Consider the following 25,949-nt stretch of genomic DNA (forward strand, 5'->3'; position numbering starts at 1 on the left):
GACCAATCGATTAGTTGGCAGCCGACCGGCGGGTGATATAAAGACACCCCGAAAAAAGCCCGAAACCCATGGAACGCCAGTGCGTGTGGGTTTCGAGCATGTTCAGATGTCGTTTTTCCGCCCACTACACGTAGGAAAAACCTGTAGGCAGCGACGAATTGTCGCAGATCTTATTCTTTGTTGATTGAACGTTCAATCAAAACAAAATAGACTGGCCCTCAATCCGGTAGGCGTATTTCGTCCACCGGAAGGCCTAAGGAGATGTGCAAGATGCCCAAGGTCGGTATGCAACCCATCCGCCGCCAGCAATTGATCGAAGCCACGCTACAGGCCGTCGATCAGGTCGGCATGGGGGACGCCAGCATTGCGCTGATCGCCCGTTTGGCCGGTGTCTCGAATGGCATCATCAGTCACTATTTTCAGGACAAGAATGGCCTGATCGCCGCCACGATGCGGTATCTGATGAGCGTCCTCAGCGAGAACGTCACCGCGCGCCGTCAGGCGATGGCAGATGACAGCCCACGGGCGCATCTGCAGGTGATTATCGAAGGCAACTTCGACGCCAGCCAGGTCAATGGCCCGGCAATGAAAACCTGGTTGGCCTTCTGGGCCACCAGCATGCACCAGCCGTCTTTGCACAGGTTGCAGCGGATCAACGATCACCGTCTGTATTCCAACCTGTGCTGCCAGTTCCGCCGTGCGTTGCCGCTTGATCAAGCGCGCAGCGCCGCCCGGGGCCTGGCAGCCCTCATTGACGGTTTGTGGTTGCGCGGCGCGCTGTCGGGAGATGCTTTCGACACCGAGCAGGCGCAAAGAATCGCTTACGAATACATGGATATCCAATTGGCCAAGCAGGTGAGTTAGAGCACACATAAAACCGCTCAGCCCCTGAACGCCACTGATCAGCGTCGCCAACGCTACACGGCACGTCCCAGTGGTCAACGCCAACCAACTTATGCACTTGCGAGGACTTTATGGCCCGTTTCGAACTGCAAAAACTCTACATCGACGGCGGCTACAGTGACGCCAGCAGCGACGCCACCTTCGAAGCCATCAACCCGGCTAACGGTGAAGTCCTCGCAAAAGTACAACGTGCGACCAAGGAAGACGTCGAGCGTGCAGTGGTCAGTGCCGAAAAGGGCCAGAAAATCTGGGCCGCGATGACCGCCATGGAGCGTTCGCGCATCCTGCGTCGTGCCGTCGACATCCTGCGCGAGCGCAACGATGAACTGGCCGCCCTGGAAACCCTGGACACCGGCAAGGCGTACTCCGAAACCCGTTACGTCGACATCGTCACCGGCGCTGACGTGCTGGAATACTACGCAGGTCTGGTACCGGCCATCGAAGGCGAGCAGATTCCACTGCGCACCACTTCTTTCGTCTACACCCGTCGCGAGCCACTGGGCATCGTGGCCGGTATCGGCGCGTGGAACTACCCGATCCAGATCGCCCTGTGGAAATCCGCTCCAGCCCTGGCGGCCGGTAACGCGATGATCTTCAAGCCAAGCGAAGTCACCTCGCTGACCACCCTGAAACTGGCCGAGATCTACACCGAAGCCGGCCTGCCGGCTGGTGTGTTCAACGTGTTGACCGGCAGCGGCCGTGAAGTCGGCACCTGGCTGACCGAACACCCACGCATCGAAAAAGTCTCCTTCACCGGCGGCACCGACACCGGCAAGAAAGTCATGGCCAGCGCTTCCGCTTCCACGCTGAAAGACGTGACCATGGAACTGGGCGGCAAATCCCCGCTGATCATTTTCGACGACGCCGACCTCGATCGCGCCGCCGACACCGCGATGATGGCCAACTTCTACAGCTCCGGTCAGGTCTGCACCAACGGCACTCGCGTGTTCGTCCCGAGCCACCTGAAAGCCGCGTTCGAAGCCAAGATCGTTGAGCGCGTTGCACGCATCCGCGTTGGCAACCCGGAAGACGAAAACACCAACTTCGGCCCGCTGGTCAGCTTCGCCCACATGGAAAGCGTGCTGGGTTACATCGCCAAAGGTAAGGAAGAAGGTGCTCGCCTGCTGTGCGGCGGCGCTCGTCTGACCGACGGCGAATTCGCCAAAGGCGCATTCGTGGCGCCGACCGTGTTCACCGACTGCACCGACGAAATGACCATCGTGCGCGAAGAAATCTTCGGCCCGGTGATGAGCATCCTGAGCTACGAAACCGAAGAAGAAGTGATCCGTCGCGCCAACGACACCGACTTCGGCCTGGCTGCCGGCGTCGTTACCAAAGACCTGAACCGCGCGCACCGCGTGATTCATCAACTGGAAGCCGGTATCTGCTGGATCAACGCCTGGGGCGAGTCCGACGCCAAGATGCCGGTCGGCGGCTACAAGCAGTCGGGCGTGGGCCGTGAGAACGGCATCAGCTCGCTGAACAACTTCACACGCATCAAATCGGTACAGGTCGAACTGGGCGATTACGCCTCGGTTTTCTAAGGCCTGCGAGGTCTCTGTGGCGAGGGGGCTTGTCGGAACGCCGCATCGCCCCGTTGGGTCGCGAAGCGGCCCCCATCCAGACATCGCAAGTCTTCAGATAGAGCGTGGTCGCTGATTTTACGACTGCTGCGCAGCCGAACGGGGGCAAGCCCCCTCGCCACAGGTCACGCAGCGCATCGGCGACCCGCGACCTGACCAACTTCAAAGAGGGTGCATTCAATGTCCCAAGTATTCGATTACATCATCATCGGTGCCGGCTCCGCCGGTAACACCCTGGCGACCCGTCTGACTGAAGACGAAGGCGTCACCGTCCTGCTGCTCGAAGCGGGCGGCCCGGATTACCGTCTGGATTTCCGCACACAAATGCCAGCGGCTTTGGCGTTCCCGCTGCAAGGTCGTCGCTACAACTGGGCGTACGAAACCGATCCAGAGCCACACATGGACGGTCGCCGGATGGAATGCGGTCGCGGCAAGGGCCTGGGTGGTTCTTCGCTGATCAACGGCATGTGCTACATCCGCGGCAACGCCATGGACTACGACGGCTGGGCAAAACTGCCAGGTCTGGAAGACTGGACTTACCTCGACTGCCTGCCGTATTTCCGCAAGGCGGAAACCCGTGACATCGGCCCGAACGACTACCACGGTGGTGAAGGTCCGGTCAGCGTGACCACGCCTAAAGCCGGCAACAACCCGCTGTTCAGTGCGATGGTTGAAGCAGGCGTACAAGCAGGTTACCCGCGTACCGAAGACTTGAACGGTTACCAGCAGGAAGGCTTCGGCCCGATGGACCGCACCGTGACGCCGAAAGGCCGTCGCTCCAGTACCGCTCGCGGTTACCTGGACATCGCCAAGAAGCGTTCGACCCTGACCATCGTCACCCACGCCCTGACCGACAAGATTCTTTTCGAAGGCAAGCGTGCAGTCGGCGTGCGTTACCTGATCGGCGCGGCTGAAGAGCGCGTTGAAGTCCGTGCCCGCAAGGAAGTGTTGCTGTGCTCCGGCGCCATCGCGTCGCCGCAGATCCTGCAACGCTCCGGTGTCGGCCCGGCCGAACTGCTGAAAAAGCTTGATATTCCGGTGGTCCACGACCTGCCGGGCGTCGGTGAAAACCTGCAGGATCACCTCGAGTTGTACCTGCAATACGCCTGCACCCAACCGGTTTCGCTGTACCCGTCGCTGCTCCTGCACAACCAACCGGCCATCGGTGCCGAGTGGCTGTTCAACGGCACCGGCATCGGCGCCAGCAACCAGTTCGAAGCCGGCGGTTTCATTCGTACCCGCCCGGAATTCGAATGGCCGAACATCCAGTATCACTTCCTGCCGGTAGCGATTAACTACAACGGCAGCAACGGCGTGAAAGAGCACGGCTTCCAGGCGCACATGGGTTCCATGCGTTCGCCAAGCCGCGGTCGTATCCAGGCCAAGTCCAAGGATCCGCGCGAATACCCGAGCATCCTGTTCAACTACATGGCTACCGAGCAGGACTGGCAGGAATTCCGCGATGGCATCCGCCTGACCCGTGAAATCATGCAACAGCCGGCGCTGGATGCCTTCCGTGGTCGCGAAATCAGCCCCGGCATCGACGTGCAAACCGACGAGCAGCTGGACAAGTTCATCCGCGAGCACGCCGAAACCGCGTTCCACCCGTCCTGCTCGTGCAAGATGGGCACCGACGAAATGGCCGTGGTCGATGGCGAAGGTCGTGTACATGGCATGCAAGGCCTGCGCGTGGTCGATGCCTCGATCATGCCGATCATCACCACCGGCAACCTGAACGCACCAACGATCATGATGGCCGAGAAAATCGCCGACAAGATCCGCGGTCGCAAGCCACTGCCACGCAGCAAGGCCAAATACTACGTGGCCGGCGGTGCACCGGTGAAGGGTAAGCCGTTGCGGGATGTGAGCCCTACCGCTCAGTAACGCAGTTACACCGAGGCGCGGCCTTGATCATTCCCACGCTCCGCGTGGGAATGCATCCCGTGACGCTCCGCGTCACACAGCGGACACAGAGCTTCCATGGCGGCATTCCCACGCAGAGCGTGGGAATGATCAGCCTATAAATTCCTGGCTCAGCCAACCTCAACTCTTCCTACACCTCTCTTCACTTGATCCTACCCCCACGCAGGCCTAATCTAGCGCCACGCAAACGTTTCACCCCCCCTCGCAACACCGATTCGCCGCCACTCCATACCAAGGAGGTTCCCGAATGTTCGATTTCCACCCCCAGCTCAAGCAGCGCTTTGCTGCGTTGCGCACGGGCGCTGAATTCTTTTCGCTGCGTTATGTACGCGAATCCGGCCAGTACCTGTCGGTGCGCAAGAACGTCGCCGAACCGCCGAGCCTGAGCCGGGACGAAGGTGCGATGCTGACCGTTCGGGTCAACGGCGTCGAAGCCTATGCCGCGACCAACGACCTGTCCCAGTCCGGGCTACAAGCCGCGCTGGAGAAAGCCGAGCAGCAAGCCCGTCGGCTCAAGCCCCACGCGCTCCTCGACTTGCGTGAGCAAGCGGTTTCCAGCGACCGCGCCGACTATTTCTCGCCGAGCCTCGACCAGCCCTTCCCGTCTCTCAGCGAATGCTACCAAGTGCTTGGCGCTGAATCCGCCGCCGTGCCCAAGGACGAACGCCTGGTGAACTGGCAGGCGAGCATCGGCATCACCAACGTCGAGCAGATCTACCTCAACAGCGCCGGTGCTGAACTGCGCCAGGCCCAGCGCTTCGTCTACCCGAGCATGGACGTCACCGCCTACGACGGTAGCGACAGCCAGACCCGCACCCTCGGCCGCGAAAATTTCGGTCAGCAGGGCGGCTTTGATGTGATCAGCCGCTGCGGCCTGATCGGCGCCGGCCCGAAAGTCGCCGACCAGGCGTTGCAATTGCTGCTGGCACCGAACACCCCGCAAGGTCCGCGCGACCTGTTGCTGATGCCCGACCAGATGATGCTGCAAATCCACGAGTCCATCGGTCACCCGCTGGAACTGGACCGCATCCTCGGCGACGAGCGCAATTACGCCGGCACCAGTTTCGTCAAGGCAGAAGACTTCGGCCGCCTGCAATACGGCTCCGAACTGCTCAACGTGACATTCGACCCGGACATCCCCGAACAGCTCGCCAGCTACGGCCATGACGACGAAGGCACCGCCGCCAGCAAGCAATTTCTGATCAAGGAAGGTTTGCTGCTGCGACCATTGGGCGGCGCGCTCTCGCAGTTCCGGGCCAGCCTCGACGGCGTGGCCAACAGCCGCGCCTGCGGCTGGAACCGCCCGCCGATCGACCGCATGGCCAACCTCAACATCGAGCCTGGCGATCAATCGCTTGAGCAATTGATCGGCAACATCGAGCACGGCATTTTGATGAGCACCAACCGTTCGTGGTCCATCGACGATGCGCGCAACAAGTTCCAGTTCGGCTGCGAATGGGGCCAGTTGATCGAAAACGGCGAACTCAAAGGCGTGGTGAAGAACCCGAATTACCGGGCGATTTCCGCGCAATTCTGGAAGAGCCTGCGCGCCGTCGGTGACGTCAGCACCTTCAAGGTGCTGGGCACGCCGAACTGCGGCAAGGGCGAACCGAACCAGGTGATCCGTGTCGGCCATGCGTCGCCGGCCTGTGTGTTCAGCAATGTTGATGTGTTTGGGGGAGATGCCTGATGAGTACGTCCACGAGCACTTCAAAAAGCCAGGCCGATTCGTTCAAGGCCTTGGTTAACTGGCTGCGCGATGCGTTGCGCACGCCTGAGCAGTTCACCCTCAGCTACGCCGCCGAATCGTCGGCCTTCGTGCGCTTCAACCACGCCAAGGTGCGTCAGGCCGGGCAGGTGCAGCAGGCAAGCATCGGCTTCAAACTGATCGACGATGGGCGCCACGCCGACCTCGATATCACGTTGTCGGGCGATCCGGAAGTCGATCTTCAGCGTCTGGCCGAGGGGCTGCAGCAGTTGCGCGAGACCCTGCCGCTGCTGCCTCAGGACCCGTACCTGCTGCTCAACCATGACGACTGGCAGAGCAACAACGTGCAGGATCATCCGCTGCCGGATACCGAGCAGGTGGTCGCTGAAATCACTCAGGCCGGCGAGGGGCTGGATCTGGTCGGTTTCTATGCCGCCGGGCCGATCAGTCGCGGTTTCGCCAGTTCTTCGGGCGCGTTCGGCTGGCATCAGGCCAACAGCTTCAACTTCGATTTCAGCCTGTTCCATGAAAACGGTCAGGCGGTGAAAGCCAGCTATGCCGGGCACGACTGGAACAGCAAAGGCTTTGCCCGGCGTTTCCAGCAGGCCCGCGAGCAGTTGGCGTTTCTGGGTCGGCCAACGCGCACGCTGGCGCCGGGTCAGTACCGCGCGTACCTCGCGCCGGCAGCCCTGGAAGAAATCATGGGCATGCTCAGTTGGGGCGGGTTCTCGGCGCAGTCGATTGCCAGCAAGAGCAGTCCGCTGCAGAAGCTCTACGGTGGCGACAGCTCGTTCAGCCCGTTGGTGTCCCTGGATGAAAAAGTCAGCGGCTCCCTGAGCCCGGCGTTTTCGGGTGAAGGTTATCCGCGCAGCGATCTGCGGCTGATTGTTGAGGGCAAGGCGGGCGAGCAACTGGTCGGTTCACGCAGCGCCGCCGAATACGGCCTGACCGCCAACGGCGCCGGCGGCGGTGAAGCCCCAAGTGCATTGAACATGGCGGCCGGCGCTTTGCCTGAAGCCGAGATTCTCAAGCAACTGGGCACCGGTCTGTACATCAGCAACCTGTGGTACCTGAACTACTCGGACCAACCGGCAGCGCGCCTGACCGGCATGACACGGTTCGCGACCTTCTGGGTCGAGAACGGCGAGATTCAGGCACCGGTCAGCACCATGCGTTTCGATGACAGCGCCTACAGCCTGCTCGGTTCGCAGCTGGAAGCGTTGACCGAGGAACGCGAGCTGATGTTGTCGGCCAGCACCTACAGTCAGCGGAACACGTCTTCGGCATTGCTGCCAGGAGCGCTCGTCAGCCGATTGACCTTGACCCTGTAAACACAAAAACCTTGTGGTGAGGGGGCTTGCCCCCGTTGGGCTGCGAAGCGGCCCCAGACCGGCAAATGCGCTCTGTCAGACAGACCGCATTCACCGGATTTACGACTGCTACGCAGCCGAACGGGGGCAAGCCCCCTCGCCACAGGGACCGAGCACTACCTGACAAAGAGGTCCCATGCCCAACCGCCCACCTCTCGACGCTGTCACCGCCCGCTGGTTGCCGTGGGTCGTGGCCATTGCCTTCTTCATGCAGTCCCTCGACGGGACAATCCTCAACACCGCCCTCCCCGCCATGGCCCGGGACCTGGCCGAAGACCCGCTGCGCATGCAAGGTGTGATCATCGCCTACATGCTCACCGTCGCCTTGCTGATTCCCGCCTCCGGCTGGATCGCCGACCGTTTCGGCACCAAGAAAATTTTCTTCGGCGCCATCCTGTTGTTCAGCATCGGCTCATTGCTCTGCGCCTTGTCGAGCACCCTGAGCATGCTGATCGGCGCCCGGGTGATCCAGGGCCTGGGCGGCGCCTTGATGTTGCCGGTCGGACGCTTGGTAGTGCTGCGCGCGTATCCGCGCTCGGATCTGGTGCGGATCATGGGGTTCATCACCATTCCCGGCCTGCTCGGCCCGCTGATCGGCCCGACCATGGGCGGCTGGATGGTGCAATACCTGACCTGGCACTGGATCTTCCTGATCAACCTGCCGGTGGGTGTCATCGGCTGCTATGCGGTGTGGAAATTCATTCCCGACCTGCGCGGCAGTGAACGCACCCGCTTCGATAGCCTGGGCTTCTTGCTGTTCGGCGCGGCGATGGTGCTGATCACCATCGCCATGGAAGGCCTCGGCGAACTGCGTCTGCCGCACTTGCGGGTGATGTTGCTGTTGTTTGCCGGCATGGCCTGTCTGGCGGCCTATTGGCTGCGGGCCGGGCACATCGACAATCCACTGTTTGCGCCATCGCTGTTCAAGACCCGGACCTTCGCCGTGGGCATCCTCGGCAACCTGTTCGCCCGGTTGGGCAGCGGCGCATTGCCGTTCCTGGTGCCGTTGCTGCTGCAAGTGGCGCTGGGCTATTCGCCGTCACAGGCCGGGATGAGCATGCTGCCCCTGGCTGCGGCCGCGATGGTCGCCAAATCGGTGGCGCGGCCGTTGATCGAACGTTTTGGCTACCGCATCGTGCTGACCGGCAACACACTGGCGCTGGGGATCATGCTGGCGAGCATGGGCCTGGTCAGCGAGCAGACGCCGTATTGGCTGTTGCTGGGCCAGTTGGCGATTCTGGGGGCGATCAACTCCTTGCAGTTCACCGCGATGAACACCGTCACCCTGATCGACCTCGACGACGCCAGCGCCAGCAGCGGCAACAGTTTGCTATCGGTGGTCGCGCAATTGTCCCTGAGCCTCGGCGTGGCCTGCGCCGGTGCGCTGCTCGGCGGCTTCACGGCGGAGATCGGCAATGACGGCGTGGACACGGTTCTGGGCGCGTTCCAGCTGACGTTTGTGACGGTCGGAATCATGGCGATGCTGGCTGCAACCATCTTCTCGCAGCTTTCACCAAAGGATGGCCGACGGATGGTCAGCCGTGAGCACGATATCGAGCACTGACCCGTAGCAGCTGCCGAGGCACGAGGCTGCGTTGGGCTGCGAAGCGGCCCCCCGGGGCGGTCCTGCGGACACGCAACGCAGCCTCGTACCTCGACAGCTGCTACGGCTATTCGTCCAGAATTTGCAGGTGGAGAGCCTGGGACTGATACACTGCGCGACATTTTGTTTTGCAGGCCAGTCCCGTGACCACCATCGCCACCGCTTTTAATACTTTGCCGCTGTCCGCCGCCATGCTGGCTAACCTCGACTCCCTCGGTTATGCCCAGATGACGCCGATCCAGGCGCAAAGCTTGCCGGTGATCCTCAAGGGGATGGACCTGATCGCCCAGGCCAAGACCGGCAGCGGCAAGACCGCCGCCTTCGGTATCGGCCTGTTGAACCCGATCAATCCGCGCTTCTTCGGTTGCCAGGCACTGGTCATCTGCCCGACCCGTGAGCTGGCCGACCAGGTCGCCAAGGAAATCCGTCGCCTGGCCCGCTCCGAAGACAACATCAAGGTGCTGACCCTGTGCGGCGGCGTGTCTTTCGGCCCGCAGATCGGCTCGCTGGAGCACGGCGCGCACATCATCGTCGGCACTCCGGGGCGCATCCAGCAACACCTGCGCAAGGGTTCGCTGGTGCTTCACGGCCTGAACACGCTGATCCTCGACGAAGCCGACCGCATGCTCGACATGGGTTTCTACGATTCCATCGAAGAAATCATCGCCCAGTGCCCGGAACGTCGCCAGACCCTGCTGTTCTCCGCCACCTATCCGGTAGGCATCAAGCAGTTGGCGTCGAAGTTCATGCGTAATCCGCAGCAAGTGAAGGCCGAGGCATTCCACGACGACACGCAGATCGAGCAGCGTTTCTACGAAATCTCCCCGGAAGAGCGCATGAGCGCGGTGACCAAGGTGCTCGGCCACTTCCGCCCGGCGTCCTGCGTGGCGTTCTGCTTCACCAAGCAGCAAGTTCAGGAAACCGTCGATCACCTGACGTCCAAAGGCATTTCCGCCGTCGGCCTGCACGGCGATCTGGAACAGCGTGACCGCGACCAGGTACTGGCAATGTTCGCCAACCGCAGTACGTCGGTACTGGTTGCCACCGACGTCGCCGCACGCGGCCTGGACATCGATGCGCTGGACATGGTGATCAACGTCGAACTGGCCCGTGACTCGGAAATCCACATTCACCGTGTCGGCCGTACCGGTCGTGCCGGCGAGAAAGGCATCGCGATCAGCCTGGTCGCACCGTCCGAAGCGCATCGCGCCCAAGCCATCGAGCAACTGCAGAAGTCGCCGTTGAATTGGGATCAGGTGGATAACCTCACGTCCCAGGGCGGCGGTCCGCTGCTGCCGCTGATGAGCACGCTGTGCATTGGTGCGGGCCGTAAAGACAAAGTCCGTCCGGGTGACATTCTCGGTGCACTGACCGGCGAGGCGGGCATTCCTGGTGCCCAGGTCGGCAAGATCGCGATTTTCGACTTCCAGGCGTATGTGGCCGTGGAGCGCGGGATCGCCAAGCAAGCCTTGCAGCGCCTGAACGACGGTAAAATCAAAGGCCGTTCGCTGCGCGTGCGCATCCTGTAAACCGCCACACTTCCCCTGTAGGAGCTGCCGAGTGAAACGAGGCTGCGATCTTTTGATCTTGAAAAGCAAAGTCAAAAGATCGCAGCCTGCGGCAGCTCCTACAGGTATTCCATTCTGAGGACACCGTTTTGCGCTCTACCGAAGTCGTGATCATTGGCGCTGGCGCCGCAGGGTTGATGTGTGCGCTGACCGCCGCCGGGCGCGGGCGCAAGGTGATGTTGCTTGACCATGCCAACAAGGCCGGCAAGAAAATCCTCATGTCGGGCGGTGGCCGCTGCAATTTCACCAACATGTACACCGAGCCGAGCAATTTCCTCTCGCAGAACGCACATTTCTGCAAATCTGCGTTGGCACGTTACACCCAGTGGGACTTCATCGGTCTGGTGGCCAAACACGGCGTGCCATACCACGAGAAGAAACTCGGCCAGTTGTTCTGCGATAACAAATCCAGCGACATCCTCGACATGCTGCTCGACGAGTGCAATCAGGTTGGCGTCAGCCTGCACCTGGACACCTCGATCCAGACCATCGAGAAGCTCGAAAGCGGTTATCTGCTGGATACCACGCTGGACCAGATCACTTGCCAATCCCTGGTGATCGCCACCGGCGGCCTGTCGATTCCGACCCTCGGCGCCACCGGTTTCGGCTATCAGGTGGCCAAGCAGTTCGGCCACGACCTGCTGCCGACCCGCGCCGGCCTCGTGCCGTTCACCATCACCGATCAGCTCAAGGAGCTGTGCACCGAACTGTCCGGTACGTCGGTGGATTGCCTGGTGAGCTGCAACGACCAGAGTTTCCGCGAGAACATCCTGTTCACCCACCGCGGTCTCAGCGGCCCGGCGATTTTGCAGATTTCTTCGTTCTGGGAATCCGGCGACACGGTAGAGATCAACCTGATGCCGGATCACGACGTACCGAGCTGGCTGCAACAGCAGCAAGTCGAGCGCCCGAACAGCGAGTTGAAAACCCTGCTCGGTGAGATCTTCACCAAGAAGATGGCCAACTTGCTGGCAGACAACTGGTTCGTCTCCAAACCGATGAAGCAATACACCCACGCAGAAATTGCAGACATCGCTGAAAAACTGGCGAGCTGGAAAGTCGTGCCGGCCGGCACCGAGGGCTACCGCACGGCCGAAGTGACCCTGGGTGGCGTCGACACGCGCGAAGTGTCATCCAAGACCATGGAGTCGCTGAAAAGCCCCGGCCTGTATTTCGTCGGTGAAGTGCTCGACGTCACCGGGCATCTGGGTGGTTTCAACTTCCAATGGGCCTGGGCGTCCGGTTACGCGGCGGCGCAGTACGTCTGACTACACCGCTCCCCTGTAGGGTGATGCTGTTCACTGATGCTGTTCACTTAAGAGCGTCTTGAATCAGAGAAACCTGTGGCGAGGGAGCTTGCTCCCGCTTGAGTGCGTAGCACTCACAAAAATCGGCAATAGTTGTCAGATTTTTGGGGCCGCTACGCAGCCCAGCGTCGGAACGCCGCCCGGAGCAAGCTCGCTCGCCACAAAGGTAGCCATGATTGGAGAGTGCGTTTAAGTGAACAGCATTACCCCTGCAGGGGAGCGTGTTTCGCCAGGAAGGAACAGATTTTGCTGTCTGATGTGATCGGCGCCATTGCGTCGGCGTCATTAGTGGCTCAATTTAGCGTCATCGCCTCGGAAGGCCTTCGCACTTCATGTCATCGACCACATTTCGGCAGTCTCTGCGTCGCCTCTGGGCGCTGGATAAATTCAGTTACAGCGTTCGGGTGTTCATCGCCCTGACCGGCACCATGGCGCTGTGTTGGTATCAGGATGAAATGGGCCTGCTGATCCCGTTGTTCCTGGGGATCATCGCCAGCGCCCTGGCCGAAACCGACGACAGTTGGCAGGGCCGCCTCAACGCGCTGGCCGTGACGCTGGTGTGTTTTATGGTCGCCGCCCTGTCCGTCGAACTGCTTTTCCCCTACCCCGTTCTCTTTATCATCGCCTTTGCCCTGGCCAGCTTTTGTCTGACCATGCTCGGCGCGCTGGGCGAACGTTATGGCGCGATTGCTTCAGCGACGCTGATTCTGTCGGTCTACACCATGATCGGCGTGGACCAGCGCGGCGGTGCAGTCACCGATTTCTGGCACGAGCCGGTGCTGCTGGTGGCCGGTGCAGCGTGGTATGGCTTGCTCTCGGTGCTGTGGCAGGCGCTGTTTTCCAACCAGCCGGTGCAACAGAGCCTGGCGCGGTTATTCCGTGAACTGGGTTATTACCTGAAACTGAAATCGTCGTTGTTCGAACCGATCCGGCAGTTGGACGTGGAAGCGCGCCGCCTGGAACTGGCCCAGCAGAACGGTCGGGTGGTGGCAGCCCTGAACGCCGCCAAGGAAATCATTCTGCACCGGGTCGGCGATGGCAGGCCGGGGGCGAAACTCAGCCGTTACCTGAAGCTGTACTTCCTCGCCCAGGACATCCACGAGCGCGCCAGCTCCTCGCACTACCCTTACAACGCGCTGGCCGAGGCGTTCTTCCACAGCGACGTGCTGTTCCGCTGTCAGCGCCTGCTGCGCCAACAGGGCAAGGTGTGCCGCGCGCTGGCCGAATCGATCCAGATGCGCCAGCCGTTCATCTATGACGCCAGCTTCGCCGAAGCCTTGAGCGACCTGCACGCCTCCCTCGAACACCTGCGCATCCAGAGCAATCCGGCCTGGCGCGGTCTGTTGCGCTCGTTGCGGGCATTGGCCGCCAACCTCGGCACCCTCGACCGTTTGCTCAGCGACGCCAGCAACCCCGATGCGCTTGCAGACGCCACCGACAGCAGCCTGCTCGACCGTTCGCCACGCAGCCTCAAGGATGTGTGGATTCGCTTGCGCACACAGCTGACGCCGACGTCCTTGCTGTTCCGCCACGCCCTGCGCCTGCCCCTGGCGTTGAGCATCGGCTACGCGATGGTGCATTTGATCCACCCCTCGCAAGGTTACTGGATCATCCTCACCACGCTGTTTGTCTGCCAGCCGAACTACGGCGCCACCCGCCGCAAACTTGGCCAGCGGATCATCGGCACCGCCATCGGCCTGACTGCGGCCTGGGCGTTGTTCGATCTGTTTCCGAGCCCGTTGGTGCAGTCGTGCTTCGCGATCGTGGCCGGGGTGGTGTTCTTTACCAACCGCACGACCCGCTACACCCTGGCGACCGCGGCGATCACCTTGATGGTGCTGTTCTGCTTCAACCAGGTCGGGGATGGTTACGGGCTGTTCCTGCCACGACTGCTCGATACCTTGCTCGGCAGCCTGATCGCCGGCCTGGCGGTATTCCTGTTCCTGCCGGACTGGCAGGGCCGACGCCTGAACAAAGTGCTGGCCAATACCCTGACCTGCAACAGCATTTACCTGCGCCAGATCATGCAGCAATACGCCGCCGGTAAAAGCGACGACCTGGCTTATCGCCTGGCCCGACGTAACGCGCACAACGCCGACGCGGCGTTGTCGACGACACTGGCCAACATGCTGATGGAGCCGGGGCACTTCCGTAAGGAAGCCGATGTCGGGTTCCGATTCCTGGTGCTGTCGCACACCCTGCTTAGCTATTTGTCGGGGCTTGGGGCGCACCGTGAAACCCAACTGCCGTCGGATGTGCGCGAGCACTTGATCGACGGTGCGGGCGTGAGTCTGGCCGCCAGCCTCGACGACATCGCCCAGGGCCTGGCGAGCAAACAGCCGGTGGCAATTCAGAGTGATGAAGAAGAAGCGCTGGCCAATGCGCTTGAGCAGATGCCGGATGAAATCGATGAAGGGCAGCGCCTGGTGCAGACGCAACTGGCGTTGATCTGCCGGCAACTGGGGCCGTTGCGGACGTTGGCGGCGCATTTGATCAAGGACACTGGCGAAGCCTGAGATGTGTAGCGACGAGGCTTGCCCGCGAAGGCGTCAGCCCAGAAACGGCAGGCCTTTCAGATCACATCCCATGTTGCCTGAGCAACTTGTCATAACTCCCATCAGCCTTCATCGCCGCAATTTCGCGGTCGAAACCGGCGACGATCTGTTCATGCTCCGGGTTCTTCAGGCTCACCAGAATATGCAGGCTGTTCTCGCTCAACGGCTTGGGCAGGAACTCCACGGCATTGCGCACTTTGGGTGATTCCCGCGCCAGGTAATACCGGGCGACGAACTCGTCTTCCAAAGTCAGCTTGACCCGATCGGCCGCGACCATGCGCACAGCCATGGCGAAGTTATGCACCGGGACTTTCTGCAACGACACATCCTCATCAAATTCCTGCGAATAGGCATAACCGCGTACCACCGCTATCGGGTAGGTGTGCAGTTGTTGCAGGTTGTTGTATTCGATTGGCGTGTCTTTGCGCTTGAGAAAGCGCACGCGGTTGAGCAAGTACTCGCCGGAAAATTGCCCCAGCTTCGTGCGCTCATCGGCGTACCAGGTGTTGACCAGTACGTCGTAACGTCCCTCGCCCACCCCAAACAAGGCCCGCGCCCACGGCACTTGTTCGAAATCGCTGGCGTAACCGGCCCGGGCCAGCGCGGTACTGACGATGTCCGTGGCCACACCGCCATTGACCAGCGTGGCGTCGGTAAAGGGTGGCCAGGCATCGGCGACCAGACGCAGCTTTTCCGCAGCTTCGGCCTGAGTCAGCAACAGCAATCCGATCAAAGCAAACGCTCGATGAAACCGCGGCATGCCAGAAATCCTTAGCGGGCGAGCTGCCCGACGTGTTTTTCAGCCAAAACTCCAAGGTTCCTCTACCGGCGAACCCAGGTCCTAACATTAGCTCATTGAGGCCATTGCACAGCGCTTCATCGCAGATTACACAAAGAAGACAACTTCGCGAGAAATGAATGATGGCATTTTGGCTTTTATCACAGATTCCTCTGCCATAAAGACATCCCGCCTCAGGGCGCTTAGTATCGGAGCAACGTTGTTCAAGGAATGTGAAGATGACAATCGATTGGGTCTGCAAACACCACAGCGATCTGGGTAAAGAGCAGCTGTATGCCATTTTGCAACTGCGCGCCGAAGTGTTTGTCGTCGAGCAGAAATGCGCTTATCAAGACATCGATGGCCAGGACCTGGAAGGTGACACTTGCCATTTGATGGGCTGGGACGGGGATCGGCTGGTGGCCTACCTGCGATTGCTCGACCCGGAGTTGCAGGGCGGCGATGTGGTGATTGGCCGGGTGATCATTGCACCCCAGGCACGCGGTGCCGGGCTTGGGCATGAGTTGATGAGCCAGGCGTTGAAGCAGGCCGAGAAGCACTGGCCCGAGGTGCCGATCTACCTCTCGGCCCAGGCGCATTTGCAGGGGTACTACGGGCGGTACGGGTTTGTGGCGGTGGGTGAGGAATACCTGGAGGATGAGATTCCGCATATCGGGATGCGTCGCCCGCAATGATCGTTCCCACGCTCTGCGTCCGCTCTTGGGACGCGGAGCGTCCATGGCTGCATTCCCACGCAGAGCGTGGGAACGATCGGGGTCGGTAATTCAGGGATACTCGAGCACCGCTTTAATCTGCCGCAGATTACGCTCGATCCACCCCCGATCAATCGCCCCCCACTCGCGAATCCGATAGCGCCCCGCGTGGTTACGTGCGCCCTCTTCCTGCTCGAATTCACAAACGATATCCAGATCCGCCAACGCCGCGATGGTGTCCTGAGCCGTGCGTCGGGGCATACCGGTCACTTCGGTCAATGCAGGGACGTTACTGGCCAGCCCGCTGTCGATCAGGTACGCCACGTACAATCGGCGGTAGAAGCTGCTCTTGGTCTTGCTCACGTCCATCCATGCGCTCCCGATTAATTAGCAGATTTGTTCAGTGCATATCCCGCCATGTCAGGTATACCCGCAAATCGAACTCCACCTGGTGATACCCCGGCAACATGTGCTCGCACAGCTTGTAGAACGCCTTGTTGTGATCCGACTCTTTGAAGTGCGCCAGCTCATGCACCACGATCATCTTCAGAAACTGCGGCGCCGCGTCCTTGAACAGCGAGGCGATGCGAATTTCTTTCTTGGCCTTGAGCTTGCCACCCTGCACCCGTGAGATCGCGGTGTGCAGACCGAGCGCGCGGTGGGTCAGGTCCAGACGGTTGTCGAACAACACCTTGTCGATGGCCGGGGCGTTACGCAGGTATTCCTGCTTGAGGTCCAGGGCATAGGCGTATAGCGCCTTGTCGCTCTGCACCCCGTGTTTTTCCGGATAGCGCTGGCTCAGGTAATCGCCCAGCCGACCTTCGGCGATCAGTTGGCGCACCTGGTCCTGCAACGCGGCAGGATAAGCCTGGAGGTATTTCAACACAGTCATTGGAGCGGCAACACGCATCACGAAAAGGTCGCCAGTGTAGCGAATTCAACTCGTCAGCGCGCCCCAGTCGAACGGCTCGACAAAGTGACCGGTGTCCTCGGCCATCAACGGCCGCGCCACCAGGAAACCCTGCACATACTGGCAACCGTTGGCTTGCAGCCACTCATATTGCGCCACCGTTTCAACCCCTTCGGCGATCACCAGCAGCCCTAACCGGTTGCACAAATCGATGACACTGCGTGCCAGCGCCGCATCCCGTTCAGACCCCGGCAACCGGGCGATCAAATGCCGGTCGAGCTTGAGCGTGTCCAGTTCCAGGTCGCGCAAATGCGCCAGCGAACAAGCCCCGGAGCCGAAGTCATCCAGCGCCACCCGCACCCCCAGATTGCGCAGTAAACGCAGTTGTTTGCGGGTCTCGTCGGGGTTAGACATCAAGGCCTCTTCCGTGACCTCGACTTCCAGCTGCTGCGGCCTCAGGCCATGGCGCTCCAGCACCTGACGCAGCTCGGTGACCAGGTTGGGCAACCCGAATTGGGTGCTGCTCAAGCTGACGCCCAGCACCAGATCTTCGGCAAACAAGGTTTCCCAGGCTTTGCGCTGTTTGGCCCCGCGATGATAAATCCAGCTACCCAGGCGACTGATCAACCGCGCCTCTTCCAACAACGGCAAAAACAGCCCCGGCGGTACATCGCCGACACTCGGATGCTGCCAGCGCAACAACGCTTCGAACCCGCGGATCTGCCCATCGGCAATCGCCACCTGGGGCTGATACACCAGGTTGAAATCGCGGTTCTCGATGGCCGTGCGCACGCTCTCTTCAAGCATCAGCCGCGAGCGTGCCCGGCCGTTCATTTCGTGATCGTAGAAGCGATATTGCTGACGCCCGGCGCGCTTGGCTTCGTACATGGCAATGTCGGAGGCGCGCATCAGCCCGTCCAGATTAGACCCGCAATCGGGATAAGTGGCGATGCCGATGCTGGCACCCAAGGCGATGTCCATGCCTTCGATCTGCTGACAGATCGACACCCGCTCGATGAGCTTCTCGGCAATCTTTGCCGCCTGCTCGGGGAGCTCAAGATCCAGCAACGCAGTGAACTCATCGCCCCCCATCCGCGCCAGAATATCGAAGGGCCGCAGGCACGCCTTCAACTGCTCGGACACCCAACGCAGCACCCGGTCGCCGGCATCGTGGCCGAGGGAATCATTGACCCGCTTGAAGCCGTCGAGGTCCAGGTACAACAGCACCCAAGTGCTGTCGGAACGTTCGCCGCGCAGCAGCAGGTTTTCAACGGTCTGGTAGAAACCCCGGCGATTGAGCAGCCCGGTCAGCGGGTCGGTCACCGCCTGGAACTCCAACTGCTGATGCAGATGGCGCACCACCGACATGTCCAGCACTGTCACCACCATCGCATGTTGTTCGGCGGGCAAAGGCGCGCAAGACAACGCCACCGGCACTTGCTGGCCGGGCGCGGTACGCAGCAGCGCATCGTGCAAGCGCAGGGTTTCACCGCGTTTGTAACCGGCAAACAACTCGGAATCGGCCCAGATCGGGATGTGCGGTTTTTGCAGGAAATCCAGAAACTCCTTGCCTTGCAGGTCGTTCACCGTGGCATTGAGCAGGCGCGACATCGCCGGGTTGGCAAAGCGAATCAACCCGTCCTCGCCCACCACCAGAATGCCTTCGGCGGCGTTATCCAGCACCGAAGCATTGAAAGCCCGGGCGACTTCCAGATCATGGCTCAACCGCTGCAAGGCACGGCGATTACGCTGGTGCTCGAGCAACGCCTGGACTTTGGGTTTGAGTATTTGCGGGTCGAACGGCTTGAACAGGTAATCCACCGCGCCACTGGCGTAACCCTTGATCACGGCGTCCTGGGACTGTTCGTTGGCGGTAAGAAAAATGATTGGCGTAAGACGGGTTCGCTGGCTGCCGCGCATCAAGCGCGCCACTTCAAAACCGTCCATGCCCGGCATCTGCACATCCAGCAGCACCAGGTCGACATCGTGTTCGAGTAACAGGCCAAGGGCTTCAAAACCGGAAGCCGCGGTCATGACCTGCCAATCCTGGCGCTGTAATAACGCGCGCATGCTGATCAGGTTTTCAGGGTAATCATCAACAATTAACAGGATTGAGTTGCCTTCAGCTGGCTTAGATTGTGCGCATTCCATGCTGCATCTCTTGTTCGGGGCGTCAGGCCGGCCTTTTGTTAAAACCGGTCACCTATTGCGACTTCACTCTAGACCCGGATCCCTTAAAGCAGAAGCTGTCAGTGGGCCAGCATTTAGACAAAGCTTTAGAAGCCGACTAACGGTAAGTCCTACAGCCCCCGGAAACCGGGAAAGATGGCATTTCGACAGGATGTTGGCGTCAACCATTTGCCGAACGGGCATTAACAAAGATCTTTTCTACGCTTATAAAGACCCCCCCCCGAAGGCGCGGGCTAGAGCTTCTGGTACGCGCGTGCAGTAAAAAATGTGGAAGCTTGAATTATGATCGATCTCGCAACCTGGAACCTCAGCGTTCCCGTCGGCAGCCCGCCGTACACCGTCGAAACCACCAAGCTGGTGGACGGCTTCAAGGATCAATACTTCCACTCCGACACCGGCACCTTGTTTTTCTGGACCCCGGTCACCGGCACCCGCACTGAAAACGCGGTCTACCCTCGCACCGAACTGCGCGAAACCTACAGCAACGGCACGCTGAAAAACTGGTATTACCCCGACGCGGACAATTCCCTGCGTGCGACCCTCGCGATCAATAAGGTGCCCAGCTCGGGCAAGATCGTTATTGGCCAGATCCATGCCTACAACAGCCAGAAGCCGATGGTGAAGGTCGAGTATCAATACAAAACCTCCAGCGCGACCGGCAACATCGTCGCCAAAGTCCGCATGCACCCCGACGACGACACCCCCCGGGTCATCACCATCGCCACCGGCGTGAAACTCGATCAGGAATTCTCCTACTTCATCCACCTCAGCCCCGGCGGTGCATTAGGCATCAGCGCGGCGGGCTACCAGTGGGACACCGACATCAGCGCGATGTGGCGTGATAAGCCGCTGTACTTCAAGGCCGGGGCCTATGTGCAAGACAACACCGGGTACACCACTGAAGGCGGGGAAGTGACGTTCAGCAAGCTGGATATCGATCACGATACGTAATCCCTGAAAGACCGCAGGAATCCACCCTTTGTGGCGAGGGAGCTTGCTCCCGTTGGGCTGCGCAGCAGACCCTCTTTTTGGGGGCCGCTTCGCGGCCCAGCGGGAGCAAGCTCCCTCGCCACAGGTTCTTTATGTCCAACTCCATCTCTTCACTGACCGGCATCAGCCCCCACTTAAACGTCCACGTTTAAAGACATTCAGCGTTACTTCATGAGGCCTACAACGGCTTGCGTCACCGCCTACAGGTACGCCAGAATCCGCCGGCTTGTGCGTCTGGGAGGCCATCGGTAACTTGATTCGTGTCACTGATTCGCAGTGATCGGGTTTAGTAGCCCGGCGTGTCCACCAACGTACAAGCGTCATTTAGTCAGGCATTTACCTGTACTTGATGGTGGCTGTGCGCATGGCGCCCTCGGGTGCGCCGGGATTTTGGTGGATTCGCCCGGTCTACTAACTTGCGTACAGCCGCCACCCTTTCGTGTAGTAGCGGATTGGTTGCGGCCCAATTGGGAATACACCAAATGTTCAAAGCTACTCCGAATCCGCCGGTCACAGACCCGGCATCCCCCTACGAATCCCCCGATTCAAAGAAATTCCACGAAGCCGCCGAGCGCGCCCTCGACCATTACCTCAACCCGGCCGCCAAAATCATGGCCACCACCCACGAACCCGAGCCCATGTACCTCGCCAATCCGAAGTACAACACCGAATCCCTGCTGGCCAATGCCAGCGAAACACTCGGCTCGGCCACCGAAATGCTCAACAATTTCGCGGCGTCGCTAGAGACCTCACATCGCAAGACCCTGCTGGGCATCGCCCAGGTGGTCATGCTCGGTGAACTGGCGGTGAACCAGGCGCTGGATCACGTCGAACCGAAGGAGTAATCGCGGCTCGGTTGGTGCTAGGCGAGCTAACTTGCTTCCAATAAGAAACCCGCCTCTTTTCGGCGGGTTTCTTATCTGCGCGGAGCCCGTACGGGTTGATGATCGCCAGCCATCACGAAAATCAACGGTCCGTCTTACCCACAGGTTTGCGCCGTAGCCCCGACGCAACAGTATCGTTCAGCGCAGCCACCCGCCCCGCATCCCATTCACTCTGCATGCCCGCAAGCAATTCACCATCCACACGACTCCGATTGGCCTCTAACGCTTGAGTCATCGCCTCGGCAATACGCTCAATAACCAAGGCCGGCCGCTCCACCGCGCAGTGTTTTCGACCAAACTCAATCAATTGCTGACGATCCGGGTAGCTTTTCACCTTGTTCATCTTGATTGCCAACGTACGGTCAACCAATGAGCGGCCGGATTTGGGGTTGTAGTTTTCGTAGACAGTGGTGCTCGTAACATCGAAGACCGGTGCCAACTGCACCGTTTCAAGCGCGTCTGGATGGGTGTAAATCACTCCGAAATTCTTCAGGTGTGCATCGCCGTTACGCACCATGACCGAAAGGCAGACCGAAGAGAAAAAGCGCTCCAGTTCACGTAACGGATCACCATGCCGGCAGACTTGGCCAATCACGGCGGCAAGGGTTTCATAGCTTTGGGAATACTTGTAGTTGTCATGGGGATCTTTGTTGAGCCCCAAAAGGACGGCCATATCTTCAAACCCGAGCCGACCGGAAGCGGTCAGATCGAATCGCTCCATCACAAACAAATCACCATTCTCCGACAGCCAGAACGGCGGCGTTTCCAGCCCGGCAAGGCGAGCCGCTTCCAGACAGAGAAATTCATTTTGAGCCAGGTGTGCATACTCATCGGCGCCTGACTTAACAATCAGATCGGAGCTGAGCATGGTTTTTCGGTTACCGGTGAGTTTGTCCAGATCAGGCACCAGTACCTTGGGCTGCACACCTGAAATGCCCGATTCGAAGTAGGTATCGACGAGAAAATCGAATACACCTTGCGAGGCATCCGCAGACAGGATTTCTTGCAGCCCGACCTGGGCACGGACGGACACGGGTGCCTCTATCGGATTCTGGTAGGTGATGCGCCCGATTTGATTCCCTCCGATGACCGATAACAGGCGCATTTCATCCACCTGCATGTGCTTGGCCATCCGGCGTTTGATCTGATCGGCCAGAAACCCTTCCGGCACGTTCATATCGAAAATTGGATGCAGCACATTGCTTACCGAAGGCGTCGGGTCATAGGGCATGACCAGCGAGACCTCCCTGGATGCATCGGCAGATTCGTAGGCAAACGAAAACTGTGAGCCCTTGGACAGCTCGCCCGAAAAGCCCTGCGGTGTCATGACGTTGAGCCGTTTGACCTTACTCATCGGGCTCTACCAGATCAGCCAGGGATTTGAGGTCAATCCGGTTATCAACAATTTCAAGCGCCATGCCCAGCGCTGATAACACCCTGAACGCGGTGTAAAGCGCGACATTTTCACCGGCCTCAAGATCAATGATGGTTTTGCGGCTGCATTTTGCTCTGTGCGCCAGTATGGCCTGGCTATAGCCTTTGGCGCGTCGTAACTGGCGGACCCTGTCACCGAACACAGAGGGGTTTTGCAGGAGCATGAATGTCACCTATATCGAACTTTTCTATCTAATAGTTTAATTATGTCCACTATAGGTGACATTTCAAGCGCCTTATGTCAGGCCACGCGTTGGTATTAATTCGCGGGCCAAAAAAAACCGCCTCTCTCGGCGGTTTTTTTATGCGACTCAAACGCTGAAGGTCTTAGTTAACCTTAGCGTTCAACTCACCTTTCAGGTAACGCTGGAACATCGCTTCCAACGAAATCGGCTTGATCTTCGAAGCATTACCGGCAGTACCAAACTGCTCATAACGCGCAATACACACGTCACGCATCGCAGTAACAGTCGCGCCGAAGAATTTACGCGGGTCGAACTCGCTCGGGTTGGTGGCCATCAGGCGACGCATCGCACCGGTGGACGCCAAACGCAGGTCGGTGTCGATGTTGACCTTGCGCACGCCGTGCTTGATGCCTTCGACGATCTCTTCAACCGGTACGCCGTAGGTTTCTTTGATGTCGCCGCCGTACTGGTTGATGATCGCCAGCCACTCTTGCGGAACCGAAGACGAACCGTGCATTACCAAGTGGGTGTTCGGGATGCGTTTGTGGATTTCCTTGATGCGGTCGATGGCCAGCACGTCGCCGGTAGGTGGCTTGGTGAACTTGTAGGCGCCGTGGCTGGTGCCGATGGCGATGGCCAGGGCGTCGACCTGGGTCTTCTTGACGAAGTCCGCGGCTTCTTCCGGGTCGGTCAGCATTTGGCTGTGATCCAGAACGCCTTCGGCGCCGATGCCGTCTTCTTCACCGGCCATGCCGGTTTCCAGCGAACCCAGGCAGCCTAGCTCGCCTTCTACCGAAACGCCGCAGGCGTGAGCCATGGCCACGGTTTGTTGGGTAACGCGAACGTTGTACTCGTAGTCGGTCGGGGTCTTGCCGTCTTCGCCCAGGGAGCCGTCCATCATGACCGAGCTGAAGCCCAGTTGGATGGAGCGCTGGCAGACGTCAGGGCTGGTGCCGTGGTCCTGGTGCATGCACACCGGGATGTGCGGGAATTCTTCGATGGCCGCCAGGATCAGGTGACGCAGGAACGGGGCACCTGCGTATTTGCGAGCACCGGCCGAAGCCTGGACGATCACCGGGGAGTCAGTCTTGTCAGCGGCTTCCATGATGGCGCGCATCTGCTCAAGGTTGTTGACGTTGAAGGCTGGAACGCCGTAGCCGAACTCGGCTGCGTGGTCCAGCATCTGGCGCATGCTGATAAGTGCCATTGTGTGTGTCTCTCCCGGTTGAGGGTCGTTAATCGTGCCAGCCTGCCGTAGCGGCGGCGGCTATTCAAGTTATTGCAGATCGGGGGTTGGCCCGGGCTGCGAATTCGGTACAACAAAAATCCTGTGTCGCTGAAACCCTGTGGCGAGGGGGCTTGCCCCCGTTCGGCTGCGCAGCAGTCGTAAATCGGACAACGCGGTCTAACTTAGCCCCGCGTCCGCTGGCTTCGGGAGCGCTTCGCACTCCAACGGGGGCAAGCCCCCTCGCCACAAAAGCTCGCTCCCACATTAGGTCCGTGGCATGTCAATTACTGCGCTTTACAACCGCGGCCAATCAAATCATTGGTGGCGACCCAGTACACCAGGCCTTCCTCACCTTTTACGTGAAACGCCAGCATGTCGTTGCTGTACAGCGAACCTTCGGCGCCCGGTTCAAGCTTCAGGCGGTAGACCTGATCGGCGCCGCCCAGGCGAACATCGACTGCCTTGCGGCTCACGTCAGTGTAGCGCCAGAGCACTTTGGCCTGGCTGTCGCAGGTCCAGGTGGTCCAGTTGTCCGTTGATTCGGCAGGCTTGAACAGGTCGAAATTCGAACAACCTGCCAGCAATGCCAGCGCCGTAACGGCGATAAAACCTTTCATCCATGTTCCTCGACTGACGGCGCATGCCGCCAGCCCTGAGTAAAGAGTCAGACCCGTCAAGGGCAGCCATGTTCCTTGGCCGGGGTCTGTGTCTCGTATTTGTCCAGGCCATCGGGCCCGGAACGCTTGTTGATCACCGGGTTGGTTTCCGCTTGCCAGTCAGCCTGGTAGCAGCCTTTATCCGACTCGGATGGCGCGGGTTCCGACGTGGCTTTCGGGTTACTCCCGCAAGCCGCCAGCATGCCCGCGGCGATCAACAGCATTAATGTCCTGACCATCTGAACACTCCTTTGCCTGGTCAAATGAGCGGCCTCAGGCCTTGGCCCGGCTTTCCAGGACTTCAACGGCCGGCAGCACTTTGCCTTCGACGAATTCGAGGAACGCGCCGCCGCCGGTAGAAATGTAGGAGATTTGCTCGGCAACGCCATATTTATCGATGGCCGCCAGAGTGTCGCCACCGCCGGCAATGGAGAACGCCGAGCTTTCCGCGATGGCCTGGGCCAGCACTTTGGTGCCGTTACCGAACTGGTCGAATTCGAACACGCCCACCGGGCCGTTCCACAGGATGGTCTTGGACGACTTCAGCAGCTCGGCGAAATTCGCCGCGGTCTGTGGGCCGATGTCCAGGATCATGTCGTCTGCAGCCACGTCGGCGATCAGTTTGACAGTCGCGGTCGCGCTTTCAGCGAATTCCTTGGCGACCACCACGTCCACTGGCAATGGCACGCTGACTTTCGCCGCGATTTCACGGGCGGTGTCCAGCAGGTCCGGCTCGTACAGCGATTTGCCAACCGGGTGACCGGCAGCGGCCAGGAAGGTGTTGGCGATGCCACCACCAACGATCAGCTGGTTGCAGATCTGGCTCAGGCTGTTGAGCACGTCGAGTTTGGTCGACACTTTGGAGCCCGCAACAATGGCGGCCATTGGCTGAGCCGGGGAGCCCAGGGCCTTGCCCAGTGCGTCCAGTTCGGCGGCGAGCAACGGGCCAGCAGCGGCGACTTTGGCGAATTTGGCCACGCCATGGGTCGAGCCCTCGGCGCGGTGAGCGGTGCCGAAGGCGTCCATCACGAACACGTCGCACAGGGCGGCGTATTGCTGGGCCAGTTCATCGGCGTTCTTTTTCTCGCCTTTGTTGAAGCGCACGTTTTCGAACAACACGATGTCGCCGGCTTTCACGTCGACGCCGCCCAGGTAATCGGACACCAGCGGCACTTCACGGCCCAGAGCCTTGCTCAGGTAGTCAGCCACTGGCTTGAGGCTGTTCTCGGCCGAGAACTCGCCTTCGGTCGGACGGCCAAGGTGCGAGCAGACCATCACTGCCGCGCCTTTTTCCAGGGCCAGCTTGATGGTCGGCAGCGAAGCCAGGATTCGCGCATCGCTGGTGACAACACCGTCCTTGACTGGGACGTTGAGGTCTTCGCGGATCAGTACGCGCTTACCTTGCAGATCGAGGTCGGTCATCTTCAACACGGTCATGGGTCGCATTTCCTGGATAGCTGT

At 60.0% G+C, this 25,949-nt stretch carries 22 protein-coding genes; 12 read left to right on the forward strand and 10 right to left on the reverse strand.

The genetic code is table 11. The annotated features are described in order from the left end of the window. Positions 1-270 precede the first annotated feature (270 nt). The 9 genes from betI (at position 271) to yccS (ending at position 14,481) form a co-directional block, all read left to right on the forward strand. Positions 271-864, forward strand: coding sequence for a transcriptional regulator BetI (gene betI / locus LOY36_RS26400; RefSeq protein ID WP_018928769.1), 594 nt, complete (start codon positions 271-273; stop codon positions 862-864). 110 nt (positions 865-974) lie between these two features. Further along, on the forward strand, positions 975-2,447 hold the full coding sequence (gene betB, locus LOY36_RS26405) for a betaine-aldehyde dehydrogenase (protein ID WP_019650270.1): 1,473 nt from the start codon (positions 975-977) through the stop codon (positions 2,445-2,447). A 219-nt stretch (positions 2,448-2,666) separates the two neighbouring features. Then, entirely contained in the window at positions 2,667-4,370 is a 1,704-nt protein-coding gene (betA, locus tag LOY36_RS26410) for a choline dehydrogenase (RefSeq protein WP_258671405.1), read from the forward strand. A gap of 286 nt (positions 4,371-4,656) precedes the next feature. Then, the gene (locus LOY36_RS26415) at positions 4,657-6,099 is read left to right on the forward strand and encodes a TldD/PmbA family protein (protein ID WP_258671406.1); all 1,443 of its coding nucleotides are present in this window, start codon (positions 4,657-4,659) and stop codon (positions 6,097-6,099) included. Next, positions 6,099-7,448, forward strand: coding sequence for a TldD/PmbA family protein (locus LOY36_RS26420; RefSeq protein ID WP_258671407.1), 1,350 nt, complete (start codon positions 6,099-6,101; stop codon positions 7,446-7,448). The genes LOY36_RS26415 and LOY36_RS26420 overlap by 1 nt, the downstream gene beginning before the upstream one ends. Positions 7,449-7,623: 175 nt before the next feature. Further along, positions 7,624-9,051 carry a multidrug transporter subunit MdtD gene (gene mdtD, locus LOY36_RS26425; protein ID WP_258671408.1) on the forward strand — a complete coding sequence of 476 codons (1,428 nt, stop codon included), beginning with the start codon at positions 7,624-7,626 and terminating at the stop codon, positions 9,049-9,051. 230 nt (positions 9,052-9,281) lie between these two features. Then, a complete protein-coding gene (gene dbpA / locus LOY36_RS26430; RefSeq protein WP_230175555.1) occupies positions 9,282-10,619 on the forward strand; it encodes an ATP-dependent RNA helicase DbpA in 1,338 nt (445 codons plus the stop codon). A gap of 128 nt (positions 10,620-10,747) precedes the next feature. Next, on the forward strand, positions 10,748-11,926 hold the full coding sequence (locus LOY36_RS26435) for an NAD(P)/FAD-dependent oxidoreductase (RefSeq protein WP_018928762.1): 1,179 nt from the start codon (positions 10,748-10,750) through the stop codon (positions 11,924-11,926). 371 nt (positions 11,927-12,297) lie between these two features. Further along, positions 12,298-14,481 carry a YccS family putative transporter gene (gene yccS / locus LOY36_RS26440; protein ID WP_258671410.1) on the forward strand — a complete coding sequence of 728 codons (2,184 nt, stop codon included), beginning with the start codon at positions 12,298-12,300 and terminating at the stop codon, positions 14,479-14,481. Positions 14,482-14,542: 61 nt separating this feature from the next. Here yccS and LOY36_RS26445 read toward each other — a convergent pair whose 3' ends face one another. After that, on the reverse strand, positions 14,543-15,280 hold the full coding sequence (locus tag LOY36_RS26445; RefSeq protein WP_258671411.1) for an ABC transporter substrate-binding protein: 738 nt from the start codon (positions 15,278-15,280) through the stop codon (positions 14,543-14,545). A gap of 257 nt (positions 15,281-15,537) precedes the next feature. On the opposite strand from LOY36_RS26445, the gene LOY36_RS26450 reads away from it, so the two are divergent. Further along, positions 15,538-15,993 carry a GNAT family N-acetyltransferase gene (locus LOY36_RS26450; protein WP_258671413.1) on the forward strand — a complete coding sequence of 152 codons (456 nt, stop codon included), beginning with the start codon at positions 15,538-15,540 and terminating at the stop codon, positions 15,991-15,993. Positions 15,994-16,083: 90 nt separating this feature from the next. On the opposite strand, the gene LOY36_RS26455 is transcribed toward LOY36_RS26450, so the two are convergent. The 3 genes from LOY36_RS26455 to LOY36_RS26465 are packed head-to-tail and all read right to left on the reverse strand — an operon-like array spanning position 16,084 to position 19,072. Then, positions 16,084-16,380 (reverse strand): helix-turn-helix domain-containing protein, encoded by a 297-nt coding sequence (locus LOY36_RS26455; RefSeq protein WP_007937940.1) that lies wholly within the window; start codon positions 16,378-16,380, stop codon positions 16,084-16,086. A gap of 31 nt (positions 16,381-16,411) precedes the next feature. Next, entirely contained in the window at positions 16,412-16,903 is a 492-nt protein-coding gene (locus LOY36_RS26460; protein WP_007937938.1) for a M48 family metallopeptidase, read from the reverse strand. A 45-nt stretch (positions 16,904-16,948) separates the two neighbouring features. Then, positions 16,949-19,072 (reverse strand): bifunctional diguanylate cyclase/phosphodiesterase, encoded by a 2,124-nt coding sequence (locus tag LOY36_RS26465; RefSeq protein WP_258671414.1) that lies wholly within the window; start codon positions 19,070-19,072, stop codon positions 16,949-16,951. Between the two features lie 321 nt (positions 19,073-19,393). On the opposite strand from LOY36_RS26465, the gene LOY36_RS26470 reads away from it, so the two are divergent. Together LOY36_RS26470 and LOY36_RS26475 are read left to right on the forward strand one after the other, a co-directional pair. Beyond that, complete coding sequence (locus LOY36_RS26470; protein WP_258671416.1) at positions 19,394-20,062, forward strand: polysaccharide lyase family 7 protein; 669 nt, start codon at positions 19,394-19,396, stop codon at positions 20,060-20,062. A gap of 521 nt (positions 20,063-20,583) precedes the next feature. Further along, the gene (locus LOY36_RS26475; protein ID WP_258671417.1) at positions 20,584-20,946 is read left to right on the forward strand and encodes a DUF6124 family protein; all 363 of its coding nucleotides are present in this window, start codon (positions 20,584-20,586) and stop codon (positions 20,944-20,946) included. Between the two features lie 121 nt (positions 20,947-21,067). Here LOY36_RS26475 and LOY36_RS26480 read toward each other — a convergent pair whose 3' ends face one another. The 6 genes from LOY36_RS26480 to LOY36_RS26505 form a co-directional block, all read right to left on the reverse strand. Then, positions 21,068-22,339, reverse strand: a complete 1,272-nt coding sequence (locus tag LOY36_RS26480) for a type II toxin-antitoxin system HipA family toxin (RefSeq protein WP_258671419.1) — start codon at positions 22,337-22,339, stop codon at positions 21,068-21,070. Then, positions 22,332-22,583 (reverse strand): helix-turn-helix transcriptional regulator, encoded by a 252-nt coding sequence (locus LOY36_RS26485; protein ID WP_205888780.1) that lies wholly within the window; start codon positions 22,581-22,583, stop codon positions 22,332-22,334. Before LOY36_RS26485 ends, LOY36_RS26480 begins: the two co-directional genes overlap by 8 nt. Before the next feature lie 163 nt (positions 22,584-22,746). Beyond that, the gene (fba, locus tag LOY36_RS26490; RefSeq protein WP_018928755.1) at positions 22,747-23,811 is read right to left on the reverse strand and encodes a class II fructose-bisphosphate aldolase; all 1,065 of its coding nucleotides are present in this window, start codon (positions 23,809-23,811) and stop codon (positions 22,747-22,749) included. A 305-nt stretch (positions 23,812-24,116) separates the two neighbouring features. Then, entirely contained in the window at positions 24,117-24,449 is a 333-nt protein-coding gene (locus LOY36_RS26495; protein WP_258671423.1) for an MliC family protein, read from the reverse strand. 56 nt (positions 24,450-24,505) lie between these two features. Next, entirely contained in the window at positions 24,506-24,727 is a 222-nt protein-coding gene (locus LOY36_RS26500) for a hypothetical protein (protein WP_258671425.1), read from the reverse strand. A 34-nt stretch (positions 24,728-24,761) separates the two neighbouring features. Then, a complete protein-coding gene (locus LOY36_RS26505; protein WP_258671427.1) occupies positions 24,762-25,925 on the reverse strand; it encodes a phosphoglycerate kinase in 1,164 nt (387 codons plus the stop codon). Between the last annotated feature and the right edge of the window lie 24 nt (positions 25,926-25,949).

The sequence above is a fragment of the Pseudomonas sp. B21-019 genome, from assembly GCF_024749225.1.
Lineage (GTDB): Bacteria > Pseudomonadota > Gammaproteobacteria > Pseudomonadales > Pseudomonadaceae > Aquipseudomonas.

What these genes read in the sequence shown, in the direction of transcription:
- betI (WP_018928769.1), top strand. Translation starts at nt 271, where the DNA reads ATGCCCAAGGTCGGTATGCAACCCATCCGCCGCCAGCAATTGATCGAA.
- betB (WP_019650270.1), top strand. Translation starts at nt 975, where the DNA reads ATGGCCCGTTTCGAACTGCAAAAACTCTACATCGACGGCGGCTACAGT.
- betA (WP_258671405.1), top strand. Translation starts at nt 2,667, where the DNA reads ATGTCCCAAGTATTCGATTACATCATCATCGGTGCCGGCTCCGCCGGT.
- LOY36_RS26415 (WP_258671406.1), top strand. Translation starts at nt 4,657, where the DNA reads ATGTTCGATTTCCACCCCCAGCTCAAGCAGCGCTTTGCTGCGTTGCGC.
- LOY36_RS26420 (WP_258671407.1), top strand. Translation starts at nt 6,099, where the DNA reads ATGAGTACGTCCACGAGCACTTCAAAAAGCCAGGCCGATTCGTTCAAG.
- mdtD (WP_258671408.1), top strand. Translation starts at nt 7,624, where the DNA reads ATGCCCAACCGCCCACCTCTCGACGCTGTCACCGCCCGCTGGTTGCCG.
- dbpA (WP_230175555.1), top strand. Translation starts at nt 9,282, where the DNA reads ATGCTGGCTAACCTCGACTCCCTCGGTTATGCCCAGATGACGCCGATC.
- yccS (WP_258671410.1), top strand. Translation starts at nt 12,298, where the DNA reads ATGTCATCGACCACATTTCGGCAGTCTCTGCGTCGCCTCTGGGCGCTG.
- LOY36_RS26445 (WP_258671411.1), bottom strand. Translation starts at nt 15,280, where the DNA reads ATGCCGCGGTTTCATCGAGCGTTTGCTTTGATCGGATTGCTGTTGCTG.
- LOY36_RS26450 (WP_258671413.1), top strand. Translation starts at nt 15,538, where the DNA reads ATGACAATCGATTGGGTCTGCAAACACCACAGCGATCTGGGTAAAGAG.
- LOY36_RS26455 (WP_007937940.1), bottom strand. Translation starts at nt 16,380, where the DNA reads ATGGACGTGAGCAAGACCAAGAGCAGCTTCTACCGCCGATTGTACGTG.
- LOY36_RS26460 (WP_007937938.1), bottom strand. Translation starts at nt 16,903, where the DNA reads ATGACTGTGTTGAAATACCTCCAGGCTTATCCTGCCGCGTTGCAGGAC.
- LOY36_RS26465 (WP_258671414.1), bottom strand. Translation starts at nt 19,072, where the DNA reads ATGGAATGCGCACAATCTAAGCCAGCTGAAGGCAACTCAATCCTGTTA.
- LOY36_RS26470 (WP_258671416.1), top strand. Translation starts at nt 19,394, where the DNA reads ATGATCGATCTCGCAACCTGGAACCTCAGCGTTCCCGTCGGCAGCCCG.
- LOY36_RS26475 (WP_258671417.1), top strand. Translation starts at nt 20,584, where the DNA reads ATGTTCAAAGCTACTCCGAATCCGCCGGTCACAGACCCGGCATCCCCC.
- LOY36_RS26480 (WP_258671419.1), bottom strand. Translation starts at nt 22,339, where the DNA reads ATGAGTAAGGTCAAACGGCTCAACGTCATGACACCGCAGGGCTTTTCG.
- LOY36_RS26485 (WP_205888780.1), bottom strand. Translation starts at nt 22,583, where the DNA reads ATGCTCCTGCAAAACCCCTCTGTGTTCGGTGACAGGGTCCGCCAGTTA.
- fba (WP_018928755.1), bottom strand. Translation starts at nt 23,811, where the DNA reads ATGGCACTTATCAGCATGCGCCAGATGCTGGACCACGCAGCCGAGTTC.
- LOY36_RS26495 (WP_258671423.1), bottom strand. Translation starts at nt 24,449, where the DNA reads ATGAAAGGTTTTATCGCCGTTACGGCGCTGGCATTGCTGGCAGGTTGT.
- LOY36_RS26500 (WP_258671425.1), bottom strand. Translation starts at nt 24,727, where the DNA reads ATGGTCAGGACATTAATGCTGTTGATCGCCGCGGGCATGCTGGCGGCT.
- LOY36_RS26505 (WP_258671427.1), bottom strand. Translation starts at nt 25,925, where the DNA reads ATGACCGTGTTGAAGATGACCGACCTCGATCTGCAAGGTAAGCGCGTA.